The sequence below is a fragment of the Gammaproteobacteria bacterium genome (genome assembly GCA_027296625.1).
Lineage (GTDB): Bacteria > Pseudomonadota > Gammaproteobacteria > JAKEHO01 > JAKEHO01 > JAKEHO01.
In genome coordinates this window covers 1-21,977 of record JAPUIX010000038.1, presented here as the reverse complement: position 1 = coordinate 21,977, position 21,977 = coordinate 1, and the positions used below count along the sequence as shown (strand labels likewise).

General features: G+C 50.6%; 20 protein-coding genes, 3 tRNA genes, 1 other RNA gene and 1 pseudogene. 12 read left to right on the top strand and 13 right to left on the bottom strand.

Translation table 11 applies throughout. The features are described from left to right. Nucleotides 1-382 precede the first annotated feature (382 nt). The 6 genes from recR to O6944_02070 all read right to left on the bottom strand — a co-directional run bounded on the left by recR (nt 383) and on the right by O6944_02070 (nt 4,155). Nucleotides 383-976, bottom strand: coding sequence for a recombination mediator RecR (recR, locus tag O6944_02095; protein MCZ6717930.1), 594 nt, complete (start codon nt 974-976; stop codon nt 383-385). A 47-nt stretch (nt 977-1,023) separates the two neighbouring features. Then, the gene (locus O6944_02090) at nt 1,024-1,347 is read right to left on the bottom strand and encodes a YbaB/EbfC family nucleoid-associated protein (GenBank protein MCZ6717929.1); all 324 of its coding nucleotides are present in this window, start codon (nt 1,345-1,347) and stop codon (nt 1,024-1,026) included. An 80-nt stretch (nt 1,348-1,427) separates the two neighbouring features. Beyond that, nucleotides 1,428-3,023: a DNA polymerase III subunit gamma/tau gene (dnaX, locus tag O6944_02085; GenBank protein ID MCZ6717928.1), complete on the bottom strand. Its 1,596-nt coding sequence runs from the start codon at nt 3,021-3,023 to the stop codon at nt 1,428-1,430. Nucleotides 3,024-3,048: 25 nt separating this feature from the next. Further along, nucleotides 3,049-3,146: signal recognition particle sRNA small type (gene ffs / locus O6944_02080), an RNA gene on the bottom strand. Between the two features lie 45 nt (nt 3,147-3,191). Continuing rightward, nucleotides 3,192-3,284: transfer RNA gene (locus O6944_02075), tRNA-Ser, on the bottom strand. A gap of 187 nt (nt 3,285-3,471) precedes the next feature. Beyond that, on the bottom strand, nt 3,472-4,155 hold the full coding sequence (locus O6944_02070) for a TIGR04283 family arsenosugar biosynthesis glycosyltransferase (GenBank protein ID MCZ6717927.1): 684 nt from the start codon (nt 4,153-4,155) through the stop codon (nt 3,472-3,474). Between the two features lie 166 nt (nt 4,156-4,321). On the opposite strand from O6944_02070, the gene O6944_02065 reads away from it, so the two are divergent. The 3 genes from O6944_02065 (at nt 4,322) to O6944_02055 (ending at nt 5,543) form a co-directional block, all read left to right on the top strand. Further along, nucleotides 4,322-4,397 (top strand) — tRNA-Ala (locus O6944_02065). A 261-nt stretch (nt 4,398-4,658) separates the two neighbouring features. Next, nucleotides 4,659-5,357: a hypothetical protein gene (locus tag O6944_02060; protein ID MCZ6717926.1), complete on the top strand. Its 699-nt coding sequence runs from the start codon at nt 4,659-4,661 to the stop codon at nt 5,355-5,357. 110 nt (nt 5,358-5,467) lie between these two features. Next, nucleotides 5,468-5,543 (top strand) — tRNA-Arg (locus O6944_02055). Nucleotides 5,544-5,623: 80 nt separating this feature from the next. Here O6944_02055 and O6944_02050 read toward each other — a convergent pair. Continuing rightward, complete coding sequence (locus O6944_02050) at nt 5,624-5,848, bottom strand: hypothetical protein (protein ID MCZ6717925.1); 225 nt, start codon at nt 5,846-5,848, stop codon at nt 5,624-5,626. 609 nt (nt 5,849-6,457) lie between these two features. On the opposite strand from O6944_02050, the gene O6944_02045 reads away from it, so the two are divergent. From O6944_02045 to glk, 3 genes are read left to right on the top strand one after another with little or no spacing between them, the layout of a single operon-like run. Continuing rightward, nucleotides 6,458-8,245, top strand: coding sequence for a glycoside hydrolase family 15 protein (locus O6944_02045; protein MCZ6717924.1), 1,788 nt, complete (start codon nt 6,458-6,460; stop codon nt 8,243-8,245). Then, on the top strand, nt 8,242-9,636 hold the full coding sequence (gene otsA, locus O6944_02040; GenBank protein ID MCZ6717923.1) for an alpha,alpha-trehalose-phosphate synthase (UDP-forming): 1,395 nt from the start codon (nt 8,242-8,244) through the stop codon (nt 9,634-9,636). The genes O6944_02045 and otsA overlap by 4 nt, the downstream gene beginning before the upstream one ends. 6 nt (nt 9,637-9,642) lie before the next feature. Beyond that, nucleotides 9,643-10,617 (top strand): glucokinase, encoded by a 975-nt coding sequence (gene glk, locus O6944_02035; GenBank protein ID MCZ6717922.1) that lies wholly within the window; start codon nt 9,643-9,645, stop codon nt 10,615-10,617. A 16-nt stretch (nt 10,618-10,633) separates the two neighbouring features. Here the strand turns inward: glk and O6944_02030 are convergent, their stop codons facing one another. Then, on the bottom strand, nt 10,634-11,929 hold the full coding sequence (locus O6944_02030; protein ID MCZ6717921.1) for a serine/threonine-protein kinase: 1,296 nt from the start codon (nt 11,927-11,929) through the stop codon (nt 10,634-10,636). Between the two features lie 395 nt (nt 11,930-12,324). Here O6944_02030 and O6944_02025 point away from each other — a divergent pair, with 395 nt between their 5' ends. The 3 genes and pseudogenes from O6944_02025 (at nt 12,325) to O6944_02015 (ending at nt 14,294) form a co-directional block, all read left to right on the top strand. Then, nucleotides 12,325-12,753: a CBS domain-containing protein gene (locus O6944_02025; protein ID MCZ6717920.1), complete on the top strand. Its 429-nt coding sequence runs from the start codon at nt 12,325-12,327 to the stop codon at nt 12,751-12,753. A gap of 269 nt (nt 12,754-13,022) precedes the next feature. Next, nucleotides 13,023-13,967 (top strand): hypothetical protein, encoded by a 945-nt coding sequence (locus tag O6944_02020; protein MCZ6717919.1) that lies wholly within the window; start codon nt 13,023-13,025, stop codon nt 13,965-13,967. A 138-nt stretch (nt 13,968-14,105) separates the two neighbouring features. Continuing rightward, nucleotides 14,106-14,294 (top strand): annotated as a pseudogene (locus O6944_02015) (hypothetical protein). A 157-nt stretch (nt 14,295-14,451) separates the two neighbouring features. Here the strand turns inward: O6944_02015 and O6944_02010 are convergent. Continuing rightward, nucleotides 14,452-15,744, bottom strand: coding sequence for a serine/threonine-protein kinase (locus tag O6944_02010; protein ID MCZ6717918.1), 1,293 nt, complete (start codon nt 15,742-15,744; stop codon nt 14,452-14,454). A gap of 144 nt (nt 15,745-15,888) precedes the next feature. Between O6944_02010 and O6944_02005 the strand changes: the two genes are divergently transcribed. From O6944_02005 to asd, 3 genes are read left to right on the top strand one after another with little or no spacing between them, the layout of a single operon-like run. After that, entirely contained in the window at nt 15,889-16,545 is a 657-nt protein-coding gene (locus tag O6944_02005; GenBank protein ID MCZ6717917.1) for an SCO family protein, read from the top strand. Next, nucleotides 16,542-17,012 carry a copper chaperone PCu(A)C gene (locus tag O6944_02000; protein MCZ6717916.1) on the top strand — a complete coding sequence of 157 codons (471 nt, stop codon included), beginning with the start codon at nt 16,542-16,544 and terminating at the stop codon, nt 17,010-17,012. Before O6944_02005 ends, O6944_02000 begins: the two co-directional genes overlap by 4 nt. A gap of 5 nt (nt 17,013-17,017) precedes the next feature. Beyond that, on the top strand, nt 17,018-17,938 hold the full coding sequence (gene asd / locus O6944_01995) for an archaetidylserine decarboxylase (protein ID MCZ6717915.1): 921 nt from the start codon (nt 17,018-17,020) through the stop codon (nt 17,936-17,938). A 41-nt stretch (nt 17,939-17,979) separates the two neighbouring features. Here the strand turns inward: asd and O6944_01990 are convergent, their stop codons facing one another. The 4 genes from O6944_01990 to O6944_01975 form a co-directional block, all read right to left on the bottom strand. After that, nucleotides 17,980-18,306, bottom strand: a complete 327-nt coding sequence (locus O6944_01990) for a DUF2818 family protein (protein ID MCZ6717914.1) — start codon at nt 18,304-18,306, stop codon at nt 17,980-17,982. Then, complete coding sequence (gene nuoN / locus O6944_01985) at nt 18,303-19,739, bottom strand: NADH-quinone oxidoreductase subunit NuoN (protein MCZ6717913.1); 1,437 nt, start codon at nt 19,737-19,739, stop codon at nt 18,303-18,305. Before nuoN ends, O6944_01990 begins: the two co-directional genes overlap by 4 nt. Before the next feature lie 5 nt (nt 19,740-19,744). Further along, on the bottom strand, nt 19,745-21,262 hold the full coding sequence (locus O6944_01980; protein MCZ6717912.1) for an NADH-quinone oxidoreductase subunit M: 1,518 nt from the start codon (nt 21,260-21,262) through the stop codon (nt 19,745-19,747). Nucleotides 21,263-21,276: 14 nt separating this feature from the next. Beyond that, the coding region (locus tag O6944_01975) for an NADH-quinone oxidoreductase subunit L (protein MCZ6717911.1) at nt 21,277-21,977 on the bottom strand (701 nt) is incomplete at its 5' end.

The following is a 21,977-nucleotide window of genomic DNA, read 5'->3' as shown; positions in this document are numbered from 1 at the left end:
CTACTCAGTGTTTTGCCGGGCTTATATCTAATGTTTTGGGCAAACACGCTGCATGCAGCTGACGTCCAAAATGGACGTAACTTACACGATCAGAACTGCTTACATTGCCACGACACGTCTGTATATACGCGAGAGAACCACCGAATCAAGACGTTGGCAGAACTCAGAAAACAAGTCCTGCGATGTGAACTCAGCCTTGAGCTCCAATGGTTTGAAGAAGATGTTGATGACGTCGTTGCCTTCCTTAACACTACCTATTATATGTTCAAAAAGTAGCATAGGACTGACCGCGAATCGCGGAAGCGATTCGCGAGATCGCGCGAATTCACTTCGGGGAAGCCTGCGCTGAAAAGGCCATGGAGGCGCCTTTTCAGCATCTAATCTAGATCTCCCGACGGCCAACGATCGCCTGAGATAAGGTACCGCTGTCGATATACTCGAGCTCCCCACCCAACGGTACGCCATGCGCGATCCGCGTCGCCCGAATGCCCTTGGCATGCACCAGCTCACCGACATAATACGCAGTCGCTTCTCCTTCGACAGTCAGGTTGGTTGCTAAAATAACTTCCTTGATATCACCCTCATCAAGCAACGCACCAAGCTGGTCTATGCCTAAATCTTCTGGGCCAATTCCATCCAGTGGCGAGAGATGCCCCATCAACACAAAGTAAAGGCCTCTATAGTCAGCTTCTTCCACTGCCCGAACATCCGTCGGACTTTCCACCACACATAGCAGCGACCGATCCCGCTTGGGGCTCGAGCATAGGGGACACAGCGCCCGGTCGCTAAATGCACGACACCGCTCACAGTGGCCAACCTTATCCACTGCTTGGTTCAGGGCATCTGCAAGACGGCGGGCGCCATCGTTATCGCGCTGAAGCAGATGATAGGCTATACGCTGTGCCGATTTTGGCCCGATACCGGGTAAACAGCGCAGCGCATCAATGAGATGACTTATCAGCTGTGATTCAGCCATGTGCGAACTAACATATTTTCCTCGGAAGGCGAGCCAGAACTATGCTACTAAAAAGGTAACTTGATGCCGCTTGGCAAACCTAACGCCCCGGTTAAGGAGGACAGTTTTTCCTTGCTTGCCTCCTCAACGCGTCTGTTGGCATCGTTCACCGCGGCGGCTAGCAAATCTTCGAGCATCGCTTTGTCTTCCTGCAACAGATCCGGATCAATCTCAACACGTTTTACATCATGGCGCCCCGTCATAGTGACGCGCACCAGGCCCGCCCCTGCTTCACCTGTAACCTCAAGGTTTGTCAGTTGCTCTTGGGCCTGCTTTAAATTTTCCTGAACCTGTTGGGCCTGTTTCATCAGATCCCCAAGTGAGCTCTTCATTACCTTCTCCTCTGATAAGCACGAATGCGCCAGCGGCTCAACCGGTCATTAAATAATATCCTGGTATGCATACTCTTTGTCTACACTGGCCTTATTGAACCTTTATCCACTTCGGCACTGAAGGTCTCTTCGAGCGCCTTAACAATTGAATCCTCCTCGATAGCACGTTCAGCATTCCGCTGTATTTCGTTACCCTTACGCACTTTAAGCTCGACAGGCGTTTCTGCATTGGGTTCAGTCACCGCGATAACGAGGCGCGCATGTTCACCAAATCGTTCCTTTATCGCATCCTGGAGGCGCCCTTCAATATTGTGGTTAAGAAGATGTTGATACCCCGGTGGCAAAACCAGTTTAAACTTATCGCTTTCCCTTTCTTTCAACACGCAATTGCCGGCTAGCTCCCTTACTAAACCGGTCAGTCCCATCTCATCAATCAGCAGACTCCACTCGTCGTCGGAATCCGAAGCACCGGGCACTTTACTTGGCGTCGCCAACACTTGTTGACTACCAAAAGTTCTCGGTGCCACGGATTTCGATTCTTCATCAGAAACATCCGATCCTTGCCCTGATTGCCCAAGCGTGAACGCCAGCATCCTTAGCATGATCATCTCAAAACCCGCTCGAAGATCAGGAGCAAGCGGCAAATCGCGACGACCGACAAGACCGATCTGGTAGTAAAGCTGAATCTCCTCCAGTTCCGCTTGTTTCGCCATAGTCATGAGTGGCTCATAGTCATCCATCGTTTCGTCCGCCGCCTGCGGAACCACCTGATAAATTGCAATACGCTGTAATAGCGACAATAACTCCGCAATGACCGCATCAAAATCCGGATTTTGTTCCGCTATCTGATCAATCCGTTCAAGCACGTTCCGCGCGTCATGTTTTACCAACGCCTGCATGAGCGCGAGCACATCACCCTTGTCAATCGTCCCAAGCATCGCCCTGACATCAGCCTCCTTAAGTTCGCCGCCGCAAAAAGCGATAGCTTGATCAAGTAAGCTCAAAGCGTCCCGAAGGCTGCCGTCGGCTGCACCGGCGATCAAGCGTCTGGACACTCGGTCACTTTCGATCTCTTCCTGTTCCAAAATGTGCGTAAGTTGTTTCCCGATCTGATTGGATGTCAGGCGCTTTAGATTAAACTGGAGGCAACGAGATAAGATCGTGACAGGGATTTTCTTAGGATTGGTCGTCACCAGCAAAAATATGACGTGTGGCGGAGGTTCCTCCAGCGTTTTGAGGAGCGCATTAAAACTGTGGTTTGAAAACATGTGCACCTCGTCGATAAGATACACCTTATATCGCCCAACCGATGGCGCATACGGGACGTTGTCCAGCAACTCTCTTGTCTCGTCCACTTTGGTACGAGACGCCGCATCCACCTCAATCAAATCAATAAAGCGCCCCTCATCGATCTGAGTACAAGCGGTGCACTGCCCACATGGCTTTGAACTGACGCCCTGCTCGCAGTTTAGTGCCTTAGCAAGGATACGACCGAGCGTAGTTTTACCAACGCCGCGCGTGCCAGTAAATAAATAGGCATGATGCAACCGGTCGCTATCTAACGCATTGGTGAGTGCGCGCAATACATGCTCCTGACCAACCATTTCTTCAAACCGGCGCGGGCGCCATTTGCGCGCAAGCACTTTGTAGCTCATGGATTCTCTTGGAGCCGTCATGATCTCAAGGCACGGAGGCGGCAGCCCACACCGGCCATACGCCCGGCATTCGCATCCGCTGTTACCGCTGCTCCCTCCCGGGCCTGACGGAGTTTCCAACGTCGCGACGCGGGTAAACAACCGGTGCAGGCCACCGCCAAAACTGATACAAGCGCCTCATGTGAACAATGGCGGAGAGGGTGGGATTCGAACCCACGGTACGCTTTTAAAACGTACACACACTTTCCAGGCGTGCTCCTTCGACCGCTCGGACACCTCTCCATGGATCGCCGTCTGAGACAAAATAGGCTTAGGCTGCCGAAGGTTAAACTAGATACGGGCATCGTGCAATTCATCCATACTGACGCTGTCGTTGTGAAACCTGGGCAGAAATCCACAGCACAAAGATCGTATTTTGGCAGGCGATACCGCAGCAAGTGACCCTGACGATGACCGCGGAGCTAGCGGGTTACACACGGTCATATTGTTGCGAAAGTTTCGATGGATCAGCCCCCAACATATAAGCCATTCGAAGGTACCACATCTTAACGACGGTGCGGAAGATACCGTACTGCTCCCAGCGTCGACTAGAGGCGACGACGCAGGCTTTAAGGCAGAGCGGTGGGCCGTGGTGTTTCAGTGCACGGCTGATAGCGATGTCCTCCATCAAATCAATCTCCGGAAACCCCCCAATCTCACTAAATAGATCGCGACGAATGAATATCGCCTGATCACCAGTAGCGATCCCAGTCACCCGCGACCGTAGATTCATCAGCCATTCAATCAAACGAAAGAGCCTATGACTTCCGGAAAGGCGGACATCGAAGCGCCCCCAATCACGACCAGACCTCACCATTGCTGAGGACAGATAGCGATCCACTCCCTCAGGCAACTGGGTGTCCGCATGAAGAAAGATTAAGATCTCGCCACTTGCGAGCGCTGCACCCGCATTCATCTGGCGACTTCGACCACGTGCACTCTGAATCACGTAGTCGGCCAGCGATCGTGCCAGTTCTTGTGTGCGATCATCACTACCGCCATCAACGACAATGACTTCATGGTGCTGTGCACGCAAGCGCTGCAGGCTGGACAAACTTTTCCGGACTTCACCTGCCTGGTTTAGGGTCGGAATGACGATCGATAACCTGACCATAAGATTAGGAATGTCGCTCTATTCGCCTCCCCACCCGCAATTTGTCGTGGGGAATTTGTTGGTTGCCATTCGCATAGTGCCGCTATAGCCTGCGAAACATGTTCAACAGCACATAAGGTAGCGAGTTTTTCACGAGCAAGATACAATGATATACAATCGTTTCCACGGGGCCGTAGCTCAGTTGGGAGAGCGTCGCGTTCGCAATGCGAAGGTCGTGGGTTCGACTCCCATCGGCTCCACCAATTTCACCACCCCCCAATAATAAACGTTGATCCCGTTAATAATACCTGCACGTTCGCGCTTTCTTGCGAGTGCGTGATTCGTGCAAGCCACGCTTAAACCCGGCACTCCTTTGCCATAGCTAAAACTGATTCTGCAGGCCATTGCTTACGATGCCCCGGTCCCTGGGACAGCGCCGCAACCGCAACATAAGGGGCACACAGAAATAGCAGAAATCACACGAATTTTTTTCGCTAATTGCATACTAATGGTTGACTTTTTGCATGAAACTAGGCATAGATTACAAAAGGCATTCGGGGGGCTTTGCCGTGCAAGGACATTTAACTGATGTCATCCTCTTACAAAACTACGTCAACTGGCTTGTCTGGTTGCTCGTCTTCGGTAATGTATTTTCAGTCGTTGTCGGCGTGATCATGGTCATCTCACCGGAACAGCTGCAAGCACTGACATCTCATACTGACCGGTGGATATCGCTACGCAGAGTCGCGCAGCCCTTCGACACGTCGATTGAGACTGATTCACTATCACTGAAATATCCACGTATCGCCGGGGCAATTTTGATGCTTGCGGCGATCTATATATTGGTCCAGATTGGTCTACTTGTAGTCAACTTGAATCCTGAGCAGGGAGGACAATTGCTTGCTAACACCTTCTCAGGCTTCACCCTTGCCATCGCCGCCTGGGACGTTTTGTGGCTAAGTCTCGTCGTTTTTATATTATTAGGCGCAATTCTGGCGCTCATTGTGGGCGCCATGGCCCTGTTTAATCAGCTCATGCTGCACAGACTTAGCACGCCGGCGAACCGCTGGGAATCAAGTCGCAAGTGGCTTGAACCCATGGAGATTTCCCATTCGAGTTTCGAACAGTACGTCCGCAGAAACCTGCGAGTTTGGGGTGTGGCAATCACGCTCCTGTCACTGTACGTACTATTCGTACTAATCTTGTTTGTAGGTGTAAAATAAACGGCCTGTAACGGTCGTCCCGGCTGGTCCTTGCATACGGACGGGAGCTGAGTGCTTTCTCTCGGCTCCTCTATCCCTTTCGGAAATCGGCATTCGGCGGCCTTCAAATCGCCCTGGTAGCTCAGTGGATAGAGCATCCGCCTCCTAAGCGGAAGGTCCCAGGTTCGAATCCTGGTCAGGGCGCCATAATACGAGTCACTATTAGTACCGATCCCGCCTATGTTCGACTTTAGCTGTCAGGCGTTCTGCGCTGGTGATTGTTAGTATCAGGCGGCTTCTTTTATAAACAGCGTTTCCAGGTAATTACGAACATGCTCAAGTTGATGGGCAACAAGCTTAGGCTCATCCAGTGTTTTAGAGAAGATAAAAGCCCCCTCGAATGTCACCAGGAAATGATCAGCCAGCGACTCGGCATCGACTGGAACTCGCGGCGTGTACTGCGCCAAAACTTCCTGGATCTTTTCAGCGACATGCGTACGCCAATAGCGCATAGAATCCTCCAGTAGCCGGCCGGATAACGCCTATCTGGCCGTTCAATATCAGGGTAGCTGGTTCTATATCCGCAACGATGATGTTATCTCCAAGGAACCCTTCGTCTTGTTTCAGACACGGCTGGGGCTGCGGGCGGGCGACAAGCCAACAGCACAAACACCGCTGGCGCTGCGGTAGATTTTCCATCCTTCTACCGATCCGAAGCGCCGGTGACAACGGCCGACTAACCCAACTTTCTGGGTCGCTACCCTAGCGCCGAGCCGACCCCCGGTTCTACCTGAATAGAGGCCACGGCAGATCTCGCGGCCACACCGAAACTCGATTGCTACCCATTGAGATCGTTCATGTTTCCCTCATACCGGTCATTAGTTGCATAATATATGCACCGCCATGGCCTACAGCCCTCTATGATGACGCCCTTCCTGCAGGCAGAAAATTGGACCTTGAGAAGCCCAACTGAGCATTCACGCCCGATAACTGAATATTCTGTAATGGGGAGAGTTCGACCGTCATTGATATCCATATCAAGTCAACACCAACGCGCACAGCGGCCGTGATGGTGCACGTTGTGGCCAGAGCAGCAGAGGGATCGGAGGCTTGGAGAGACCTTGAGTAATCTAAATCTTGGGCTAGTAGGCAACGGCAGTTATGGCGCCTTAATCAACCAACAGGGCGAGGTAGTATGGGCGTGCATGCCCCGCTTTGATAGCGATCCCGTATTCTGTTCACTGCTGATGGACACCAAGGAGGCAAAAGACCATGGCATGTATGCAATCGATCTGTTGGACTATCAGCGTTCAGAGCAGTATTACCTCACCAACACAGCGATCCTGATAACAAAACTTTACGACAGCCGTGGCGGTGCCATACAGATTACGGATTTCGCGCCGCGCTTTAAGCAGTTTGGGCGGACTTTTCGTCCTGTAACGCTTGTGAGACAAATTAAACCTCTTACTGGCAACACACGGATTCGCATCCAGCTGCGCCCGGCACACGATTACGGCGCTGCCCGGCCAACTACGACTCATGGAAGTAATCACATTCGTTATATTGCACCTGATCTCGTATTGCGACTTACCACAGATGCATCCGTTACAGCAATCCTGGATGAAATTCCATTTGTCCTTGATGACACGATCACACTCGTGCTTGGACCGGATGAAACCTTGTACGAATCTGTTACTGATGTTGGCCGTGAGTTTTTTGAGAAAACACACGCCTACTGGCGAGAATGGGTCCGTTATTTAGGGATCCCCTACGAATGGCAGGAAACGGTGATCCGTGCAGCCATCACACTTAAACTTAACGCCTTCGAGGATACCGGGGCGATTATCGCTGCGATGACGACATCCATCCCTGAAGCAGGAAATAGTGGCCGAAATTGGGATTACCGCTACTGTTGGATTCGGGATGGCCATTTTGTGGTGAGCACGCTCAATCGTCTTGGGGCAACCAAAACACTGGAAGGTTATCTTCACTACATCATTAATATCGCCTTAGTTTCTCATAACCATCAACTGCGTCCGGTACTGCGAATCAACGGCAGATCCGACCTTGAAGAAAAAATCGTTGAAACACTTCCCGGTTACCGCGGAATGGGCCCCGTGCGGACCGGCAATCAAGCATTCCAACAAATTCAGAATGATGTTTACGGTTCCGCCATCGCCGCAACCACACACGTATTCTTTGATCAACGCATGAATCGCCCCGGCGACGCGGCGCTGTTCGAACGATTGGAACCACTCGGAGAGATTGCAGTAACTGTATACAACAAACCCGATTCGGGTCTTTGGGAACTCCGCAACGAAACCCGTGTACATACTTTTTCAAGTGTAATGTGCTGGGTCGCCTGTGACCAACTGGCAAAAATCGCTAAACACCTTAGGCTCGAAAACCGGGTAAGTTACTGGCGGGGCCATGCAGACACCATTCATAAAGTGATCTGTGAAAACGCATGGGATTCGAAACAAAAAACGTTTGTGCAAGATTTCGGGGGGAAAGACTTGGATGCGAGCCTGCTGCTCCTGAATGAATTCGGTTTTTTAGCGGCTGACGACCCGCGATTCGCCGGCACGGTGTCTGCTATTGAACGGCAACTACGGCGCGGCAACCTCCTTCTGCGCTATGCAGGCGAAGATGACTTCGGCAAACCAGAAAATGCCTTTACCGCATGTACTTTCTGGTACATCAACGCACTCGCCGCGCTGGATAGAACGGACGAGGCGCGTAGTTTATTTGAGAACATGCTGGCCTGCCGTAATCATCTTGGATTGCTGTCTGAGGATATCGACCCGACAACGGGAGAACTTTGGGGCAATTTTCCCCAAACGTACAGCATGGTGGGCTTGATCGATTCTGCTATGCGCCTGAGCAAGCCCTGGAGGGAAGCGTTTTGAGCCGAGTTATTGTAGTTTCCAACCGGGTTGCCGTTCCGAAGAACAATACGACTGCTTTAGGTGGGTTGGCCGTAGGTATTATCTCAGCCTTGAATGAAAGTGCGGGATTGTGGTTTGGCTGGGATGGCACAGTAATGGATCCTGTATCAGCCGAAGTCAGCTTGGTGCAGCAGAACGGAGTAACCTTTGCGACCATCCCCCTTTCTTCTCAGGATTATGAACAGTATTACATGGGTTTTTCGAACCGCATGCTTTGGCCGCTGTTCCACTACCGCTTAAACCTTGTTAAATATCGACGTGAGGATTTTGTTGGATACGAGCGTGTCAATAAGCTCTTCGCCCGTAAGCTTCTACCCTTATTAGAGCCAAATGATATTTTATGGATTCACGACTATCATTTGATACCGCTAGGCAATGCACTGCGTATGGCGGGCGTCACCCAGCCAATCGGCTTCTTCTTACATATCCCGTTTCCGCCCCTTGATGTCTTACGGGCGTTACCGGTTTACGAGCGCTTGCTCAGATATCTGTGCGCATACGATCTGGTCGGATTTCAGACCACTTATGATCGTCGTTCCTTCGTTGATTCTATTGAGCATGCAATCGGCCGAAAGGCGCAAAGAGGCGAAATGATAACAGCTTGGGGCCGGCACTTACGTGCCGATGTTTTTCCAATTGGGATCGACGTGGATGAGGTCGTGGCAATGGCAGCCAAAGGCCGGCAGGCAAAAAAGACCCAGAAATTGCGAGACAGTCTAGGTGGCCGTCAATTGTTCATCGGGGTCGATCGATTGGACTATAGTAAGGGCCTTACGGAACGGTTTCAGGCATTCGGACGGCTGCTGGAATGTTACCCGGACAACCAGGGCAAGGTGGTATTCATGCAGATCGCAGCGCCTTCACGAACTGACGTCCCCGAATACAAGGAAATCCGCCGATCGCTAGCCACAGTGGTAGGTCAAATTAATGGGCGTTTCGCCGAATACGACTGGACCCCCATTCGTCATATTAATAAAGGCTTTTCACGTGCTTCCGTCATGGGCTTTTTATCAATCGGCCACGTTGGTGTCGTCACACCCCTAAGAGACGGTATGAACCTAGTCGCCAAGGAGTTTATTGCAGCCCAAGATCCCGACGATCCTGGTGTGCTGCTCTTGTCACAACTTGCCGGCGCGGCTCAGGAGCTCGATTCCGCGGTGTTCGTTAACCCATACGACATTGATGGCATCGCTGAAGGCATGCAATACGCAATCTCCATGCCACTGAACGAGCGCACCGAACGCTGGCAACACATGATGACGATCCTGCGCAAAAACGACATTAATGCATGGCGCGACGGCTTCCTTAGGGGCCTCTTGGAAACTCACCGAAAGCTAAAAAGAGTTTCTTGAAGATTAATGCAGCCTGCAGGTACCGCCCCCCGCCTCCTCGCCGACATTGGCGGGACCCACACGCGATTAACATTGGCACGAGTCCCCAAGGGCTTTGCCCATACAGAAACATTCGACAATGCGCGTTTCCCAGATCTTGCGTCACTGGTCGAATCATTCTTACAGCAACTGCCTGATGCAGAACGCCCACAGACGGGTGCCTTTGCTGTAGCAAGCCCGGTCGACGGCGACAAGATTCGGATGACTAACTGCGGTTGGGAATTCTCCTTATCCAGGCTTTGCAAGCAGCTGGGACTGGACGCGCTTTACTGTATCAACGACTTCACGGCCATTGCGTTGGCTATCCCTCGAATGGGACCTGGGGACACGATACAAATTGGAGCAGGGGCTGGGCGAGCTAGGGCACCCATCGGTGTGATCGGACCCGGGACGGGGCTTGGCGTATCAGGCCTCATCCCATGCGGTGACGGCTGGGCCCCTCTACTGGCCGAGGGCGGACATGTCACCTTGGCAGCGGCAACAGAGGAGGAAAGCCGGGTACTTGATCGAGTACGCGAACGATTCGGTCATGCCTCAGCAGAACGTATCCTTTCAGGACCTGGTCTCGCTGAGCTGTACAAAACATTGGCCCAGATCACAGGCCAAGAGGCCCAATCCGGCTCTTCTGAGGAAATATCCCAGCGGGCGATTCACGAAAAAGACTCCGTTGCAGTGAACGCGCTTAGTATGTACTTCGCTATGCTGGGGACCGTCGCGGGGAACCTCGCGCTAACGCTTGGTGCGCGTGGCGGGATATATTTAGCGGGTGGAATATTGCCCACGATGCCCGATGCACTTCAACACTCTCGGTTTCGTGAGCGTTTCATTGAAAAGGGCCGTTACCGATCATATCTCAACGCCATCCCTACGTTTCTGGTCGTGGAGCCGTACCCGGCGTTTATTGGTTTGCTGGCTTACCTTGAAGCACCAGCAAGTACATAAGCTCTGCAAAGGCGCACTATAAGCTGGTCTGGGAAACCTTCTGGGTAGTAACAGATAAACGCTGAATCAGTGTCCTCAGAAATACCTTGAGGAAGCGCAATTGGCAATCGAGAGAGACCTGGGAGATCACGGTAGACTTGACCTTTAACAATGATGCTTCCCCTTCAGCAGCGATGGTCGCCGTACGCTTACTTTTGGTGAGATAGCCCATCTCACCAAAACAGTCGCCGTCGCTTAGGGTTCTGATGCGTTTGTCGCCCTTCATTACAGCAACGGTGCCAAATACGATGATATAAAACGAGTCGTCAATATCCCCTTCTAGGATGACCTCCTCCCCGTGTTTGTAGTCTTGCCACTCGCTGGCTCGAAGAATCTCCCAAATCTCAGTATCCTGAAACCCTTGGAAAAAATCGAGCTGTTTGAGAGCGTTAAATTTTTCCTGGGCAGAAACGTCTTCTTTCGGACCTTCCAGATGTTTGAATGCTTTGCTTAAGTCGCTCGCCAACTCCAAGCCCATCTGGTAGCGATCATCCGGATCTTTCTGCATCGTCTTTTGAACAATCTTCTGAAGCACTTCCGGAATGTCGGCGCGAAAGTTTTTCATCGGTGGCGCTTCTTCATTGAGGATCTTATGGACCAGCCGCGAAAACTTGTCGGCTTGAAAAGGATGCTTTCCCGTCAGCAACTCGTACATCACAATCCCAAGCGAGAACAAATCCGTCCGGTTACTAATATAATCCTCCTTAAGCTGCTCAGGTGACATATAGCGCGGTGAACCTACCATACCGATGGGCATTGTCTGTGTGACGTCAGTTTTTGTAATGTGTGCGATGCTGAAATCGCCAATCTTCACGTCTTCATCGTCAGTAAATAGGATGTTAGATGGCTTGATATCGCGGTGGATTACACCTTCCCGGTGCGCATAGTCCAGTGCCTTGGCGCATTTGAAAATGATCTCCACAACTTTTTCTATGGGAAAGAGATTATCCTGCTTGCAATAGGGCTTCAAAGTAGCCCCACCAACTACATATTCCATAATGATGTAACAGTGCTCCCCATCAACGCCAGCGTCTTGAACGCTAATGATATTCGGATGTGTCAGCATCCCAGCTGTATGGGCCTCATTGAAGAACATTTTGCGATACTGGGCACCTGATTCCTTGTCATTGAGTGATTCTGACAGTGCGACCTTAATGGCGACGGGTCGGTCTGCATAAGGGTCATACCCGAGATACACGATCCCCATGCTGCCGCGGTTTAATTCCTCGGCGACCTCATACTTACCGAGTCTTGTTGGTACCGGTTCTTCCATCACTATCTGGCTAGATGCAGTCTGATGGGCTTCCCGCCCAGGCGCACTGTTTGTTAAGACAGTTCCCCCAAATGCGCGGGCTGTTGACCCTCTTTATAACCATATTACTGTAAATACGCTAAATATAACAGTTTACTACGGCCACGCAGGGAAGCCAGCGGTTCATGCCAGGGCGATACGGGGCCGATGCGGATCACCACTATTTAAGTAGGACTCGCTAGTACAAAACGCAGCAAAATATCGCTTTGTTCGGCACTGCACGTGGTACCCAACCCACTGGTTGTGATCACCGTTTAACGGTGCCAAACTATCCATTGGATTTCCGGGTTCCAATAATAAAGAACCTTCCCCTTTTTGGTTTACCCGCTGAATCCGAGCAACGGAGGAGGGCCATGATGACGACAGCACGCCAGCTATTGGAGCTGAAAGGCTACCAGATCTGTTACATCTCGCCTGACGCTACGGTCTTTGAAGCCATTAAATTGATGTCAGACAACCAAGTCGGTGCATTACTAGTTATGGAAGCAGGCAAGTTAGTAGGCATCATTTCCGAACGTGATTACACAAGAAAAATCGTCTTAAACAATCGTTCATCGCGTACCACCCAAGTAAGGGAAATCATGACGGAGAAAGTTGTTGATGTTAGTGCGGACCAAACCATCGAAGAATGTATGGTTTTAATGTCCACAAACCATGTCCGGCACCTTCCTGTCACGGAAAATGGAAAACCAATTGGCGTACTGTCTGTCATGGATGTCGTGAAAAATATTATTTCTGAAAAGGAATTTATGATCCAGCAACTCGAGAACTACATCGCGGGTTGAGTTTGACGTCATCTCAACAAGGAGTTCTGGGCGGCATTGCATTTTGGGCCTGAAAACATCTCAGTTTCGTAGAGATTACATGATTTATATGAAGTTGAGGCGTTTCTCGCAGTTTCTCGGTCTGATCTGATATGCAATCGACCAATACTGTAATCGCCGTTGTTCTTATCGTGGTGGTAGTCTCGGGCTTAGTCTACGTTTACCGCGACGCTCCCTTCCCTTGGTCTCATGACAGTTATCAGTCGGCGCTCGATAGACCGGGACGGACGGTGAAAGACCGTTCCCACGACCTGAGGCGGCCTTCAGGCATCGATCTGACTCTGGAAAAAGAAGCAAAAGAATACATCCAAGAAATTACGGAAGAAAATACAACCCCTCTTGCCGCCCAAAGCGCGGATGACTTCGTAACCCAGGATCAGCCGATATCTATGTTTCCCAGAGAAAGCGTTGAGGTCGTGGTACCAGCAGAAATCGCAGCAGATCCTTCCTTAACAGCAGATACACCTATAACAGTCATTAGAGAAACCGAACAGATCGAAATCAGTTCGCCTGAACAGCTAGCGGCAGAGGCTGGCGCTGATCTGGATCAGCCAATAAAGATATTAAAAGACGGCAAAATTAAAGAAACTACTGTCAGAGAGGTTTTAGAAGACTATGCAGACACGCCTGATGCCCCAATTAGCATAGTTAAAAAAGTTGAAACCCTTGAGGTCACCACTGTTGGAGAGCTGAGAAGTGACGAGTTATTAATGGCTCAGCCTGAGATCAAGATTATTCGAAAGCCGTATCGCTTAGAGACAACCACGGTTGGCGAACTGCTAATGGGCGAGCCACTCGTCGACGGGAACACCATATTCTACGTCCGTAGTGTGAGCAATTCGGATGATCAGGGGATGTGGGGAATTTTGCATCACGCGCTGGTCAATAATTTTGCAAGAGGAATCGCTATTCGACGCGGCGCGGATATCAGTACTTATCAGGTGGAAATTCCGCAGGATGCTGATGAAAGATTACCCGATAAATCCAGTTCGTTTCTTGGGCGTTCAATCGATAGAAAAACCCGGGAGTCTTACGTCTATAACGTTGACCAAGGGCGCATGGGAAGAAACCCGGACTTGATCTATCCTGGACAGGAAATCGTCATCGTCGGCTTCCAGCCTGAGGAACTGGTGGCCATTTACCAGCACTTCGTCGCGCGCGCGAGCACAAATTAGCCTTAATCCAGCTTCTTCGGTACCCTCAGGCGGTCTCCTGATTGGGCCCTTGCTGATCCTGACATGCGCCTAATTTCATGATAATAAATTGATAGAAGCGGGTGCACGCACACCCTGGGACAGGAGCAACGGACAATCATTAACCCAACATCGAAAAAACACCCATCGTCCCGCACCTGGAACGCCTTAGAAAGCCACTACCGCCACATCGCAGACCTGCACATGCGCGATCTCTTCAGGGAAGATTCTGATCGTTTCCAGCGATTCTCTGTCACATTTGAGGGTCTTTTGCTGGACTATTCCAAGAATCGGATAACGCCCGATACAAGGAACTAAGCAACTGGCTAGCGGGATATTGAAAGAGATACAGGGCGCCGGAAGTACTGGGCCTCATGACACTTCAACCAAAGGACTAATCGCCCATTACAAACGTACCGCTGAACCGGTCTAAAAGTTAGCTCACAAACCGAAATCGGTATTTACACTACGCTTCGCGGCCAACCATCTCCGTTGTCTCGGCCAGTCGTTCAACTAAGGTGCGAAGAAAGACTTTGCTAAACCGCAACTGGCAGTCAATTGATACCTGTTCAATGAGTGTTGCGTTAATCTTCATTAAAGTCACATAGCTCTTAGCAATAATGGTGGCTGTACGCTTGCTCCTGGTGATGTACGCCATCTCACCAAAGCAATCCCCTCCTTTCAGAGTGCTAATACACTTGCGCCCTTTCCTAACTTCAACCTCGCCTGAGGCAATGATATAGAACGAGTCCTCGATTTCTCCAGCTTTAATAATCTTGTCCCCTGGTTCGTGTTCATGCCACGAACTAGCCTTTACAATCTCCCGGATTTCAGCCTCCGGGAATTGTTGGAAGAAATCAAGTTGCCGAATGATATTAATTTTTTCAGATTCAGGAATTTCTGCCCTTGGATACTCAAGCTGATCAAACACTAAGCTAAGATCTGCTGCTAGATTTAACCCCATCTTATAACGCTTCTCAGGATTCTTCTCTAACGCATGGCTGACGATTTGCTCCAGTACGTCCGGAATGTCAGCCCGATGAACCTTCATCGGCACGGGATCCTCATTGATAATCCTATGAATAAGCTGAGAGAAGGTCTCGGCAGCGAACGGATGCTGGCCGGTCAGCATTTCATACATCACAATACCTAACGAGAATAGGTCGCTCTGATTCGTGATGTAATCCTCTTGAACGTGCTCCGGCGACATGTATCGGGGCGAGCCGACAAATCCCATAGGCATCGTATTTGACATATCCGGCGTGACAATGTGTGCAACGCTGAAATCGCTAATTTTCACGTCATGGTCTTCGGTCACCAGAATGTTGGTAGGTTTAATATCGCGATGGACTACGCCCTCTCGGTGTGCATAATCAAGTGACTTTGCACATTTGAATATTATTTCAACAACTTTTTCGATGGGAAGCAGGTTGTCTGGCTGGCAATAGGTCTTCAAAGTGATGCCGCCAGGTATGTATTCCATTACCAAATAGCAAATATCCCCCTCCACGCCCGCATCGTAAACTGCAACAATATTCGGATTCTTAAGCAACCCGGTAATATGCGCTTCATTCAAGAACATTTTCCGGAAGCGTGCCCGTGCCGCTTTGTTTTTTAGCTTGTCTGAAACCGCAACCTTGACTGCAACAGGGCGGTCAGCGAAGGGGTCGTGCCCGAGATACACGACGCCCATATTGCCGCGGCCAATCTGTTTAGTGACCTCGTATTTACCAAGCTTTTCAGGGACGGACTGGGACATTATTCTCGCCATATTACTAAAAATTTAATATTGTGGGTAGAAGGTGCCACATCGATCAAACAGTTACAACCTTAATTCCGTAACCGGTGATCAGCCACGCACATGCGCCAAGGCAACGTGGATCGGATCAGGTATAATCGCGCCGTGATAAGTCAGCGTTCGATCATCATAGTGACTTTTCTTGGAGGCCTGGTCGCGCTAGGACTCGGGCTAGGGCTTTTTTTATCCATGCAGAGCAACGTTTTAAGGATTTCAGAGCCGCCGGGTATCAAAGGACTACTGTGGCCCCAGCCAAAATTGCTCACCCCGTTCACCCTCATCGACCAACGTGGCAGCCGTTTCGATCTGGAAAAACTAAAAGGCACGTGGTCATTTGTGTTCTTTGGATATACTCATTGTCCGGACATATGCCCCATTACCCTTGCTGTGTTCGATTCGGTCCATAACGAGCTTATCGAACACCCCTCTTCGAGCGGCGATTTGCAATTTATATTCGTATCCGTCGATCCCGAGCGGGATACCCCGGAGCAGCTTGGAAATTATGTTAACTATTTTAATGCAGCGTTTTTAGGCCTGAGCGGAAATGAGCAAGAGCTTTCTGGGTTGACTCGGCAACTGGGTATCCTATATCTGCGAACCGAGCCAGATGATTCCGAGAACTACTTGGTAGATCATACGGCAGCTGTATTTCTCATCGATCCTTTAGGACGTCTGGTTGCGATCTTTTCTCCACCGCATGATGCCAAACAGATGGCTACCCGGTTTATCGATATCCGCGATTTTGTCGAAAGTCAAACATGATCTTGCCCACACGTTTTCTAACTATGTTCTTTGGCGCATTGTTGAGTTGCATAAGTTCAAGCTCAGTGGCAGAGACTGCCATCAAGGTGCATGATGCCTGGATACGTGAAGGCCCGCCGACGGCCACTGTACTGGCTGCCTATCTCGACATCGAAAATCAAACAAATACAACACTAAAACTTATCGGCGCAGACAGCCCTTCCTTTGAACGAATTGAGATTCACCGAACCGGAATGGAAAACGGGATTGCACGAATGCATCCGCAGAAAGTGATTACCCTCTCGCCATTGAGCCGCATGGTATTCTCACCCGGGGATTATCATTTGATGCTCATCGGCCCGAAAGGACCACTACGCGCCGGGGCAACGGTAGAACTTGAGCTCCAATTCGAAGACGGTTCAACCTACGCCCTGACAGTAATAGTGCGTACCGCCTTGGCCCATGACCCATATCAACATAAGTATTGATCACTTTGTCGGCGCGTAATCGAGCAGCCCAGCCAGCGGAGGACCCGTCTCCCAGTCTCGGAGACTACCTCTTGACGCTGCCACAATATATCTTGCCTCAGCATCTCGCATCACGCTTAGTGTATTTCGCGACACGCCTGAAACTCCGGCCATGGAAAAACTGGTTAATCAGATGGTTTATTCGCCGCTATGGTGTCGACATGAGTATTGCAGAGCACGGTAGTCCGCTTGCGTATCCAGATTTTAATAGCTTCTTCACGCGGGCGCTGCGTAATGGGACGCGTTCTATCTGCAACGACGAAGATGCCATTACCAGCCCAATCGATGGAACGTTTAGTCAGGTTGGTTACGTAAAGGACGGTCAGTTGTTCCAGGCGAAGGGCCATACCTATAGCCTCGGGGCACTGCTTGGGGGGGATACATCCCTCGCACGCTTATTTTCTGACGGTGCCTTCGCGACGCTTTATCTGCCGCCTAAGAATTACCACAGAATTCATATGCCAATAGATGGTCAACTGACTAAAATGGTGTACGTTCCCGGGCGCCTTTTCGCCGTTAATCCGCGAACGATGGCAATCGTCAATGGACTGTTCGCGCGCAACGAACGTGTTATTTCCATATTTGACACACAAGCGGGGCCAACTGCCGTTATTCTCGTAGGTGCTTTATTCGTAGGCAGTGTTGAGACGACTTGGGCAGGACGCATCACTCCCCGCTGGCGCCGTCGGATCACAATCTGGAATTCCGATGAATTGCCTGGAGGGCCCATTGCGCTTAAACGGGGTGCAGAAATGGGTCGGTTTAATATGGGCTCGACGGTAATTCTTCTACACACGCCTGGATGTGTTGAGTGGTTACGCCACTGTCAGCCTGGGACGGTAGTTCAATGCGGACAGCGGCTGGGCTCGATCATCTGCGACAGGTGAAGTTCAACTGTTAACTGAGAAGTTACGGACTGTTTTCTCAACTAACGACGATCTAAATGTTTTTTCAGGTCATGCCGGTAGATAAATCCAGGAAAAGCAAACACCAGGAAAAGGAAAAATGTCACGGCATAAAACTCCCAATCCTGCAAATGCAATTCGCCTATCACCTTCTTTTCAAGCCCCAACGCAAATAGGCCCACCAGAAAATACAGCAATAACCATTCTAAGAGGCGCATCCATGCCCGCTTTCCTTTCCCCGCAGGCTTGAAGAAAAACAGAAATCGATCACTAACCCACGGAATATTCGCGGCAAAAAAAGCAACGAGGACAAGTACCCAGGCAGCAATATGAGTAGACATTAATCTCATGCGCCCAGCGCCGCAACGCACAAGGACATCAGCGATCCTGGTGCAAGCCCAAGCGCAAGGATGGCAAGGCCGTTTACGCTAATAACAACTCGCATTTCACGCGATGAAGTAATCGAACGACTCTCGTCCGTCCTATCAAAGTACATCAACTTAACAATGCGCAGATAGTAAAAGGCCCCAATGACAGCGAATAGCACTGCAAATGCAGCGAGCCAAACGATCCCGGCGTCAATAACCTCTTTTAAAACGAACCATTTAGCCCAGAAGCCAACAAACGGAGGCATGCCAGCCAAGGAAAACATCACGATCAGCATAATAAAGGCATACCACGGACTCTGCTGAGCAAGACCCTTGAAGTCGTCCAAGCGATCGGATTCAAAACCCCTTCTACTTAAAAGGATAACCATGCCAAACGCAGCCGTGGTCATTACAGCATAAACAATGACGTAAAACATGGAACTTGCATAACCGGCTACCGTACCCGAAAGAATGCCAAGCAAGAGAAAACCAATGTGTCCAATAGTCGAGTACGCTAGCATGCGCTTGATATTGGATTGGGCAATGGCAATGATGTTTCCCGCTGCCATGGACAAAAACGCAAGAATAATGAGCATATCTTGCCAACTGCCGATCAAGCCGCCGAGACCGTCCACGAGCAGGCGGATAGCCATGGCAAATGCGGCAAGCTTGGGTGCCGTGCTAATAAATAGCGTGACAGAGGTGGGCGCACCCTCATAGACGTCGGGTATCCACATATGGAAGGGAACAGCCCCAAGCTTAAAGGCTATGCCCACAATCACGAAGACCAGGCCAAATACCAGTAGGACATTCGGCTCGGTATGCTCGCTGATGGTTGAAGACACGCCGGCCAAGTCGAGATCCCCTGTGACCCCATAAAGAATAGAGATGCCGTAGAGCAGCATGCCCGACGCCAGCGCGCTGAGTACAAAGTATTTCATGGCGGCCTCAGACGCGGTTCCTGAATCTCTATCCAGTGCCACCATGGCATACAGCGATAACGATAACAATTCAAGGCCAAGATAGATCGTCAGGAGATTATGTGCTGAAATGAGCACCATCATCCCCAAGACCGCGAACAGACCCAAGACAAAGTATTCTCCCTTAGGAAGATCGTGTTCTCTCAAATAGTCACGTGAGTACAGAAACACCACGAATGTCACCAGGAAAACGAAAATCTTGAGGACAGCGCTCATCGGATCGCTCACAAAAACATCATTAAACGCAAGAACGGTGTGCTCTGGACGCAGGTAAATGGTGAGCAGGGCAGCACCCACCAGCGTGCCTTGCGCCAACCAATATACCAACGCATGCGACGGTTGATTATGGTAAGCCTCCACAATGAGCACTACGCATGCCATGGTGAGCACGAAGATCTCAGGAGCTGCGGGCACGAAGTCTAGAATGACGTCCAATGCACCTATACTCCCTTGGACTGCGCGATGTGTTGCAGCAGGTGTTCAATCGTAGGCCCCATCACATCAAAAAGTGGTGCCGGCCAGACGCCAAATAGCAGCACAGCGGTAGCGACAGCGCCCAAGATAAACGTCTCTCGAACGTTGAGATCCTTAAGTTTTGCTACAGCATCGCTGGTGACATCACCGAAGATGACACGTTTATACATCCACAACGTGTATGCAGCCCCCAACACCAGCATGGTTGCGGCTAGTACCGCATACCAGATATTCGCCTCGAAGCTGCTCAGGATGACAAGAAACTCGCCGACAAAGCCTGACGTACCGGGCAAAGCCGCGTTCGCCATAGCAAACAACATCATAAAGGCGGCGAAACGCGGCATGGTATTCACTACACCGCCATAGTCTTTGATCTCGCGGCTGTGTAGTCGGTCATACATAACGCCGACACAAAGGAACAGGGCGCCAGAGATGAATCCATGCGAGATCATCTGCATGAGCCCTCCCTCCATACCCATCGTTGCATTCTCGACTGATCCCGTATTGTCAATGATCTGGAAAACAATAAAAAAGCCAAGGGTGACAAAACCCATATGCGCAATTGACGAATAGGCGATCAATTTTTTCATGTCTTGCTGGACTAAGGCGACGAAGCCAATATAGACGATCGCAATCAAAGACAAGCTGATCATCAACCAGTCGAATGCTTCGCTGCCGGCCGGAACAATCGGCAGGCTAAATCGCAGGAATCCATAAGCGCCCATCTTCAACATGATGGCGGCCAGAATGACCGACCCGCCGGTTGGGGCCTCGACATGGGCGTCTGGCAACCAGGTGTGTACGGGCCACATCGGCACCTTCACGGCAAAGGCCAACAGAAAAGCGATAAATAAGAGTTTCTGCGTGGTTAGATCCAGTGGCAGATCATACAGCGCTAAAATCTCAAAGGTGCCGGCTTGGAAATAGAGATACAAGAGTGCCACCAACATGAATACGGAGCCGAGAAATGTGTATAAAAAGAACTTGATGGTGGCATAGACACGACGTGGGCCACCCCAAATGCCAATAATGAGAAACATCGGGATCAGCATCGCCTCCCAATATACATAAAAAAGGATCGAATCGAGTGAAGCGAAGACACCGTTCATGAGGCCTTCTAGGATCAGAAACGCCGCCATGTATTGCGAGATCCTGTAATCAATCGCCTCCCACCCAGCGAGCATGGCGAACACCGTCGTAAATGCCGTGAGCAGGATTAACAGTAAAGAAATACCATCTATACCCAAGTGGTAGTTGATGTTAAATGTCGTGATCCACGGCGCGTACTCCACAAATTGCATTTCATGGGTACTGGTATCGAATCCAATATAGAGTGGGATACAGAGGGCAAATGTAGCCAGGGACACGACAAGACCAAGTAACTTCGCGGTATGTTTTTGTTCTTCCCCAGCGAGTAACGCCCAGACGCCGCCGAGAATGGGCGTCCAGATAACCAAGCTTAGCAGGGGTACATTGGAAAACATTCGGTGTCTGCTGCCTATAGGATCCGATCGACGAATATCACAAGCAACAACAGCAAACCGATGATCATCGCAAACGCATAGCGATATAAGAAGCCGGATTGGATCTGCCGCACGATGCTGGAGAACCAGCCGACAGCTTGCGCCGACCCATTGACAGCCAATCCGTCAATCAACATGACGTCACCCACACGCCATAACACGTTACCGATATTGCGCGCACCGCCAGCCAAGAAAAACTCGTAAAATTCATCAAAGCCGTACTTGCGAACAAGGGCGTCATAAAGGATCCTGGTCCGCTCCGCGATGAGTTTCGGAATGTCCGGACGCTTGATGTAGCAATACCACGCCACAGCAATACCCAAAAGCGCGAAGATGAACGGTGGCGCAGCAACACCGTGCAATAAGAGCGCCCACGGACCATGGTACGTCTCGCCCATTTGCGCCAAGACGTCGTACTGTGGCAATACCACAATTGAATTTCCGAGGTATCCCTCAAACAGCATGGGGCCAACGAGGAACCAGCCGATGATAAGTGATGGGATAGCCAACATGATCATCGGGGCCACCACCACGCCTGGCGATTCATGAATGTGTTTACGAAATTCTGCGTCATAACGTTCCCGACCATGGAAAACCAAGAAAAACAGTCTGAACGTATACAGTGCTGTTACGAACACGCCCAATAGCACGGCCAAGTATGCAAACCCCGCTCCGG

Excerpts from the sequence above, each read along its gene's own strand:
- O6944_02060 (MCZ6717926.1), top strand. The coding sequence starts at position 4,659 with ATGAAACTAGGCATAGATTACAAAAGGCATTCGGGGGGCTTTGCCGTG.
- glk (MCZ6717922.1), top strand. The coding sequence starts at position 9,643 with ATGCAGCCTGCAGGTACCGCCCCCCGCCTCCTCGCCGACATTGGCGGG.
- O6944_02000 (MCZ6717916.1), top strand. The coding sequence starts at position 16,542 with ATGATCTTGCCCACACGTTTTCTAACTATGTTCTTTGGCGCATTGTTG.
- O6944_02070 (MCZ6717927.1), bottom strand. The coding sequence starts at position 4,155 with ATGGTCAGGTTATCGATCGTCATTCCGACCCTAAACCAGGCAGGTGAA.
- O6944_02025 (MCZ6717920.1), top strand. The coding sequence starts at position 12,325 with ATGACGACAGCACGCCAGCTATTGGAGCTGAAAGGCTACCAGATCTGT.
- O6944_02050 (MCZ6717925.1), bottom strand. The coding sequence starts at position 5,848 with ATGCGCTATTGGCGTACGCATGTCGCTGAAAAGATCCAGGAAGTTTTG.
- dnaX (MCZ6717928.1), bottom strand. The coding sequence starts at position 3,023 with ATGACGGCTCCAAGAGAATCCATGAGCTACAAAGTGCTTGCGCGCAAA.
- O6944_01980 (MCZ6717912.1), bottom strand. The coding sequence starts at position 21,262 with ATGTTTTCCAATGTACCCCTGCTAAGCTTGGTTATCTGGACGCCCATT.
- O6944_01990 (MCZ6717914.1), bottom strand. The coding sequence starts at position 18,306 with ATGAGATTAATGTCTACTCATATTGCTGCCTGGGTACTTGTCCTCGTT.
- recR (MCZ6717930.1), bottom strand. The coding sequence starts at position 976 with ATGGCTGAATCACAGCTGATAAGTCATCTCATTGATGCGCTGCGCTGT.
- O6944_02090 (MCZ6717929.1), bottom strand. The coding sequence starts at position 1,347 with ATGAAGAGCTCACTTGGGGATCTGATGAAACAGGCCCAACAGGTTCAG.
- O6944_02030 (MCZ6717921.1), bottom strand. The coding sequence starts at position 11,929 with ATGGAAGAACCGGTACCAACAAGACTCGGTAAGTATGAGGTCGCCGAG.
- O6944_02010 (MCZ6717918.1), bottom strand. The coding sequence starts at position 15,744 with ATGTCCCAGTCCGTCCCTGAAAAGCTTGGTAAATACGAGGTCACTAAA.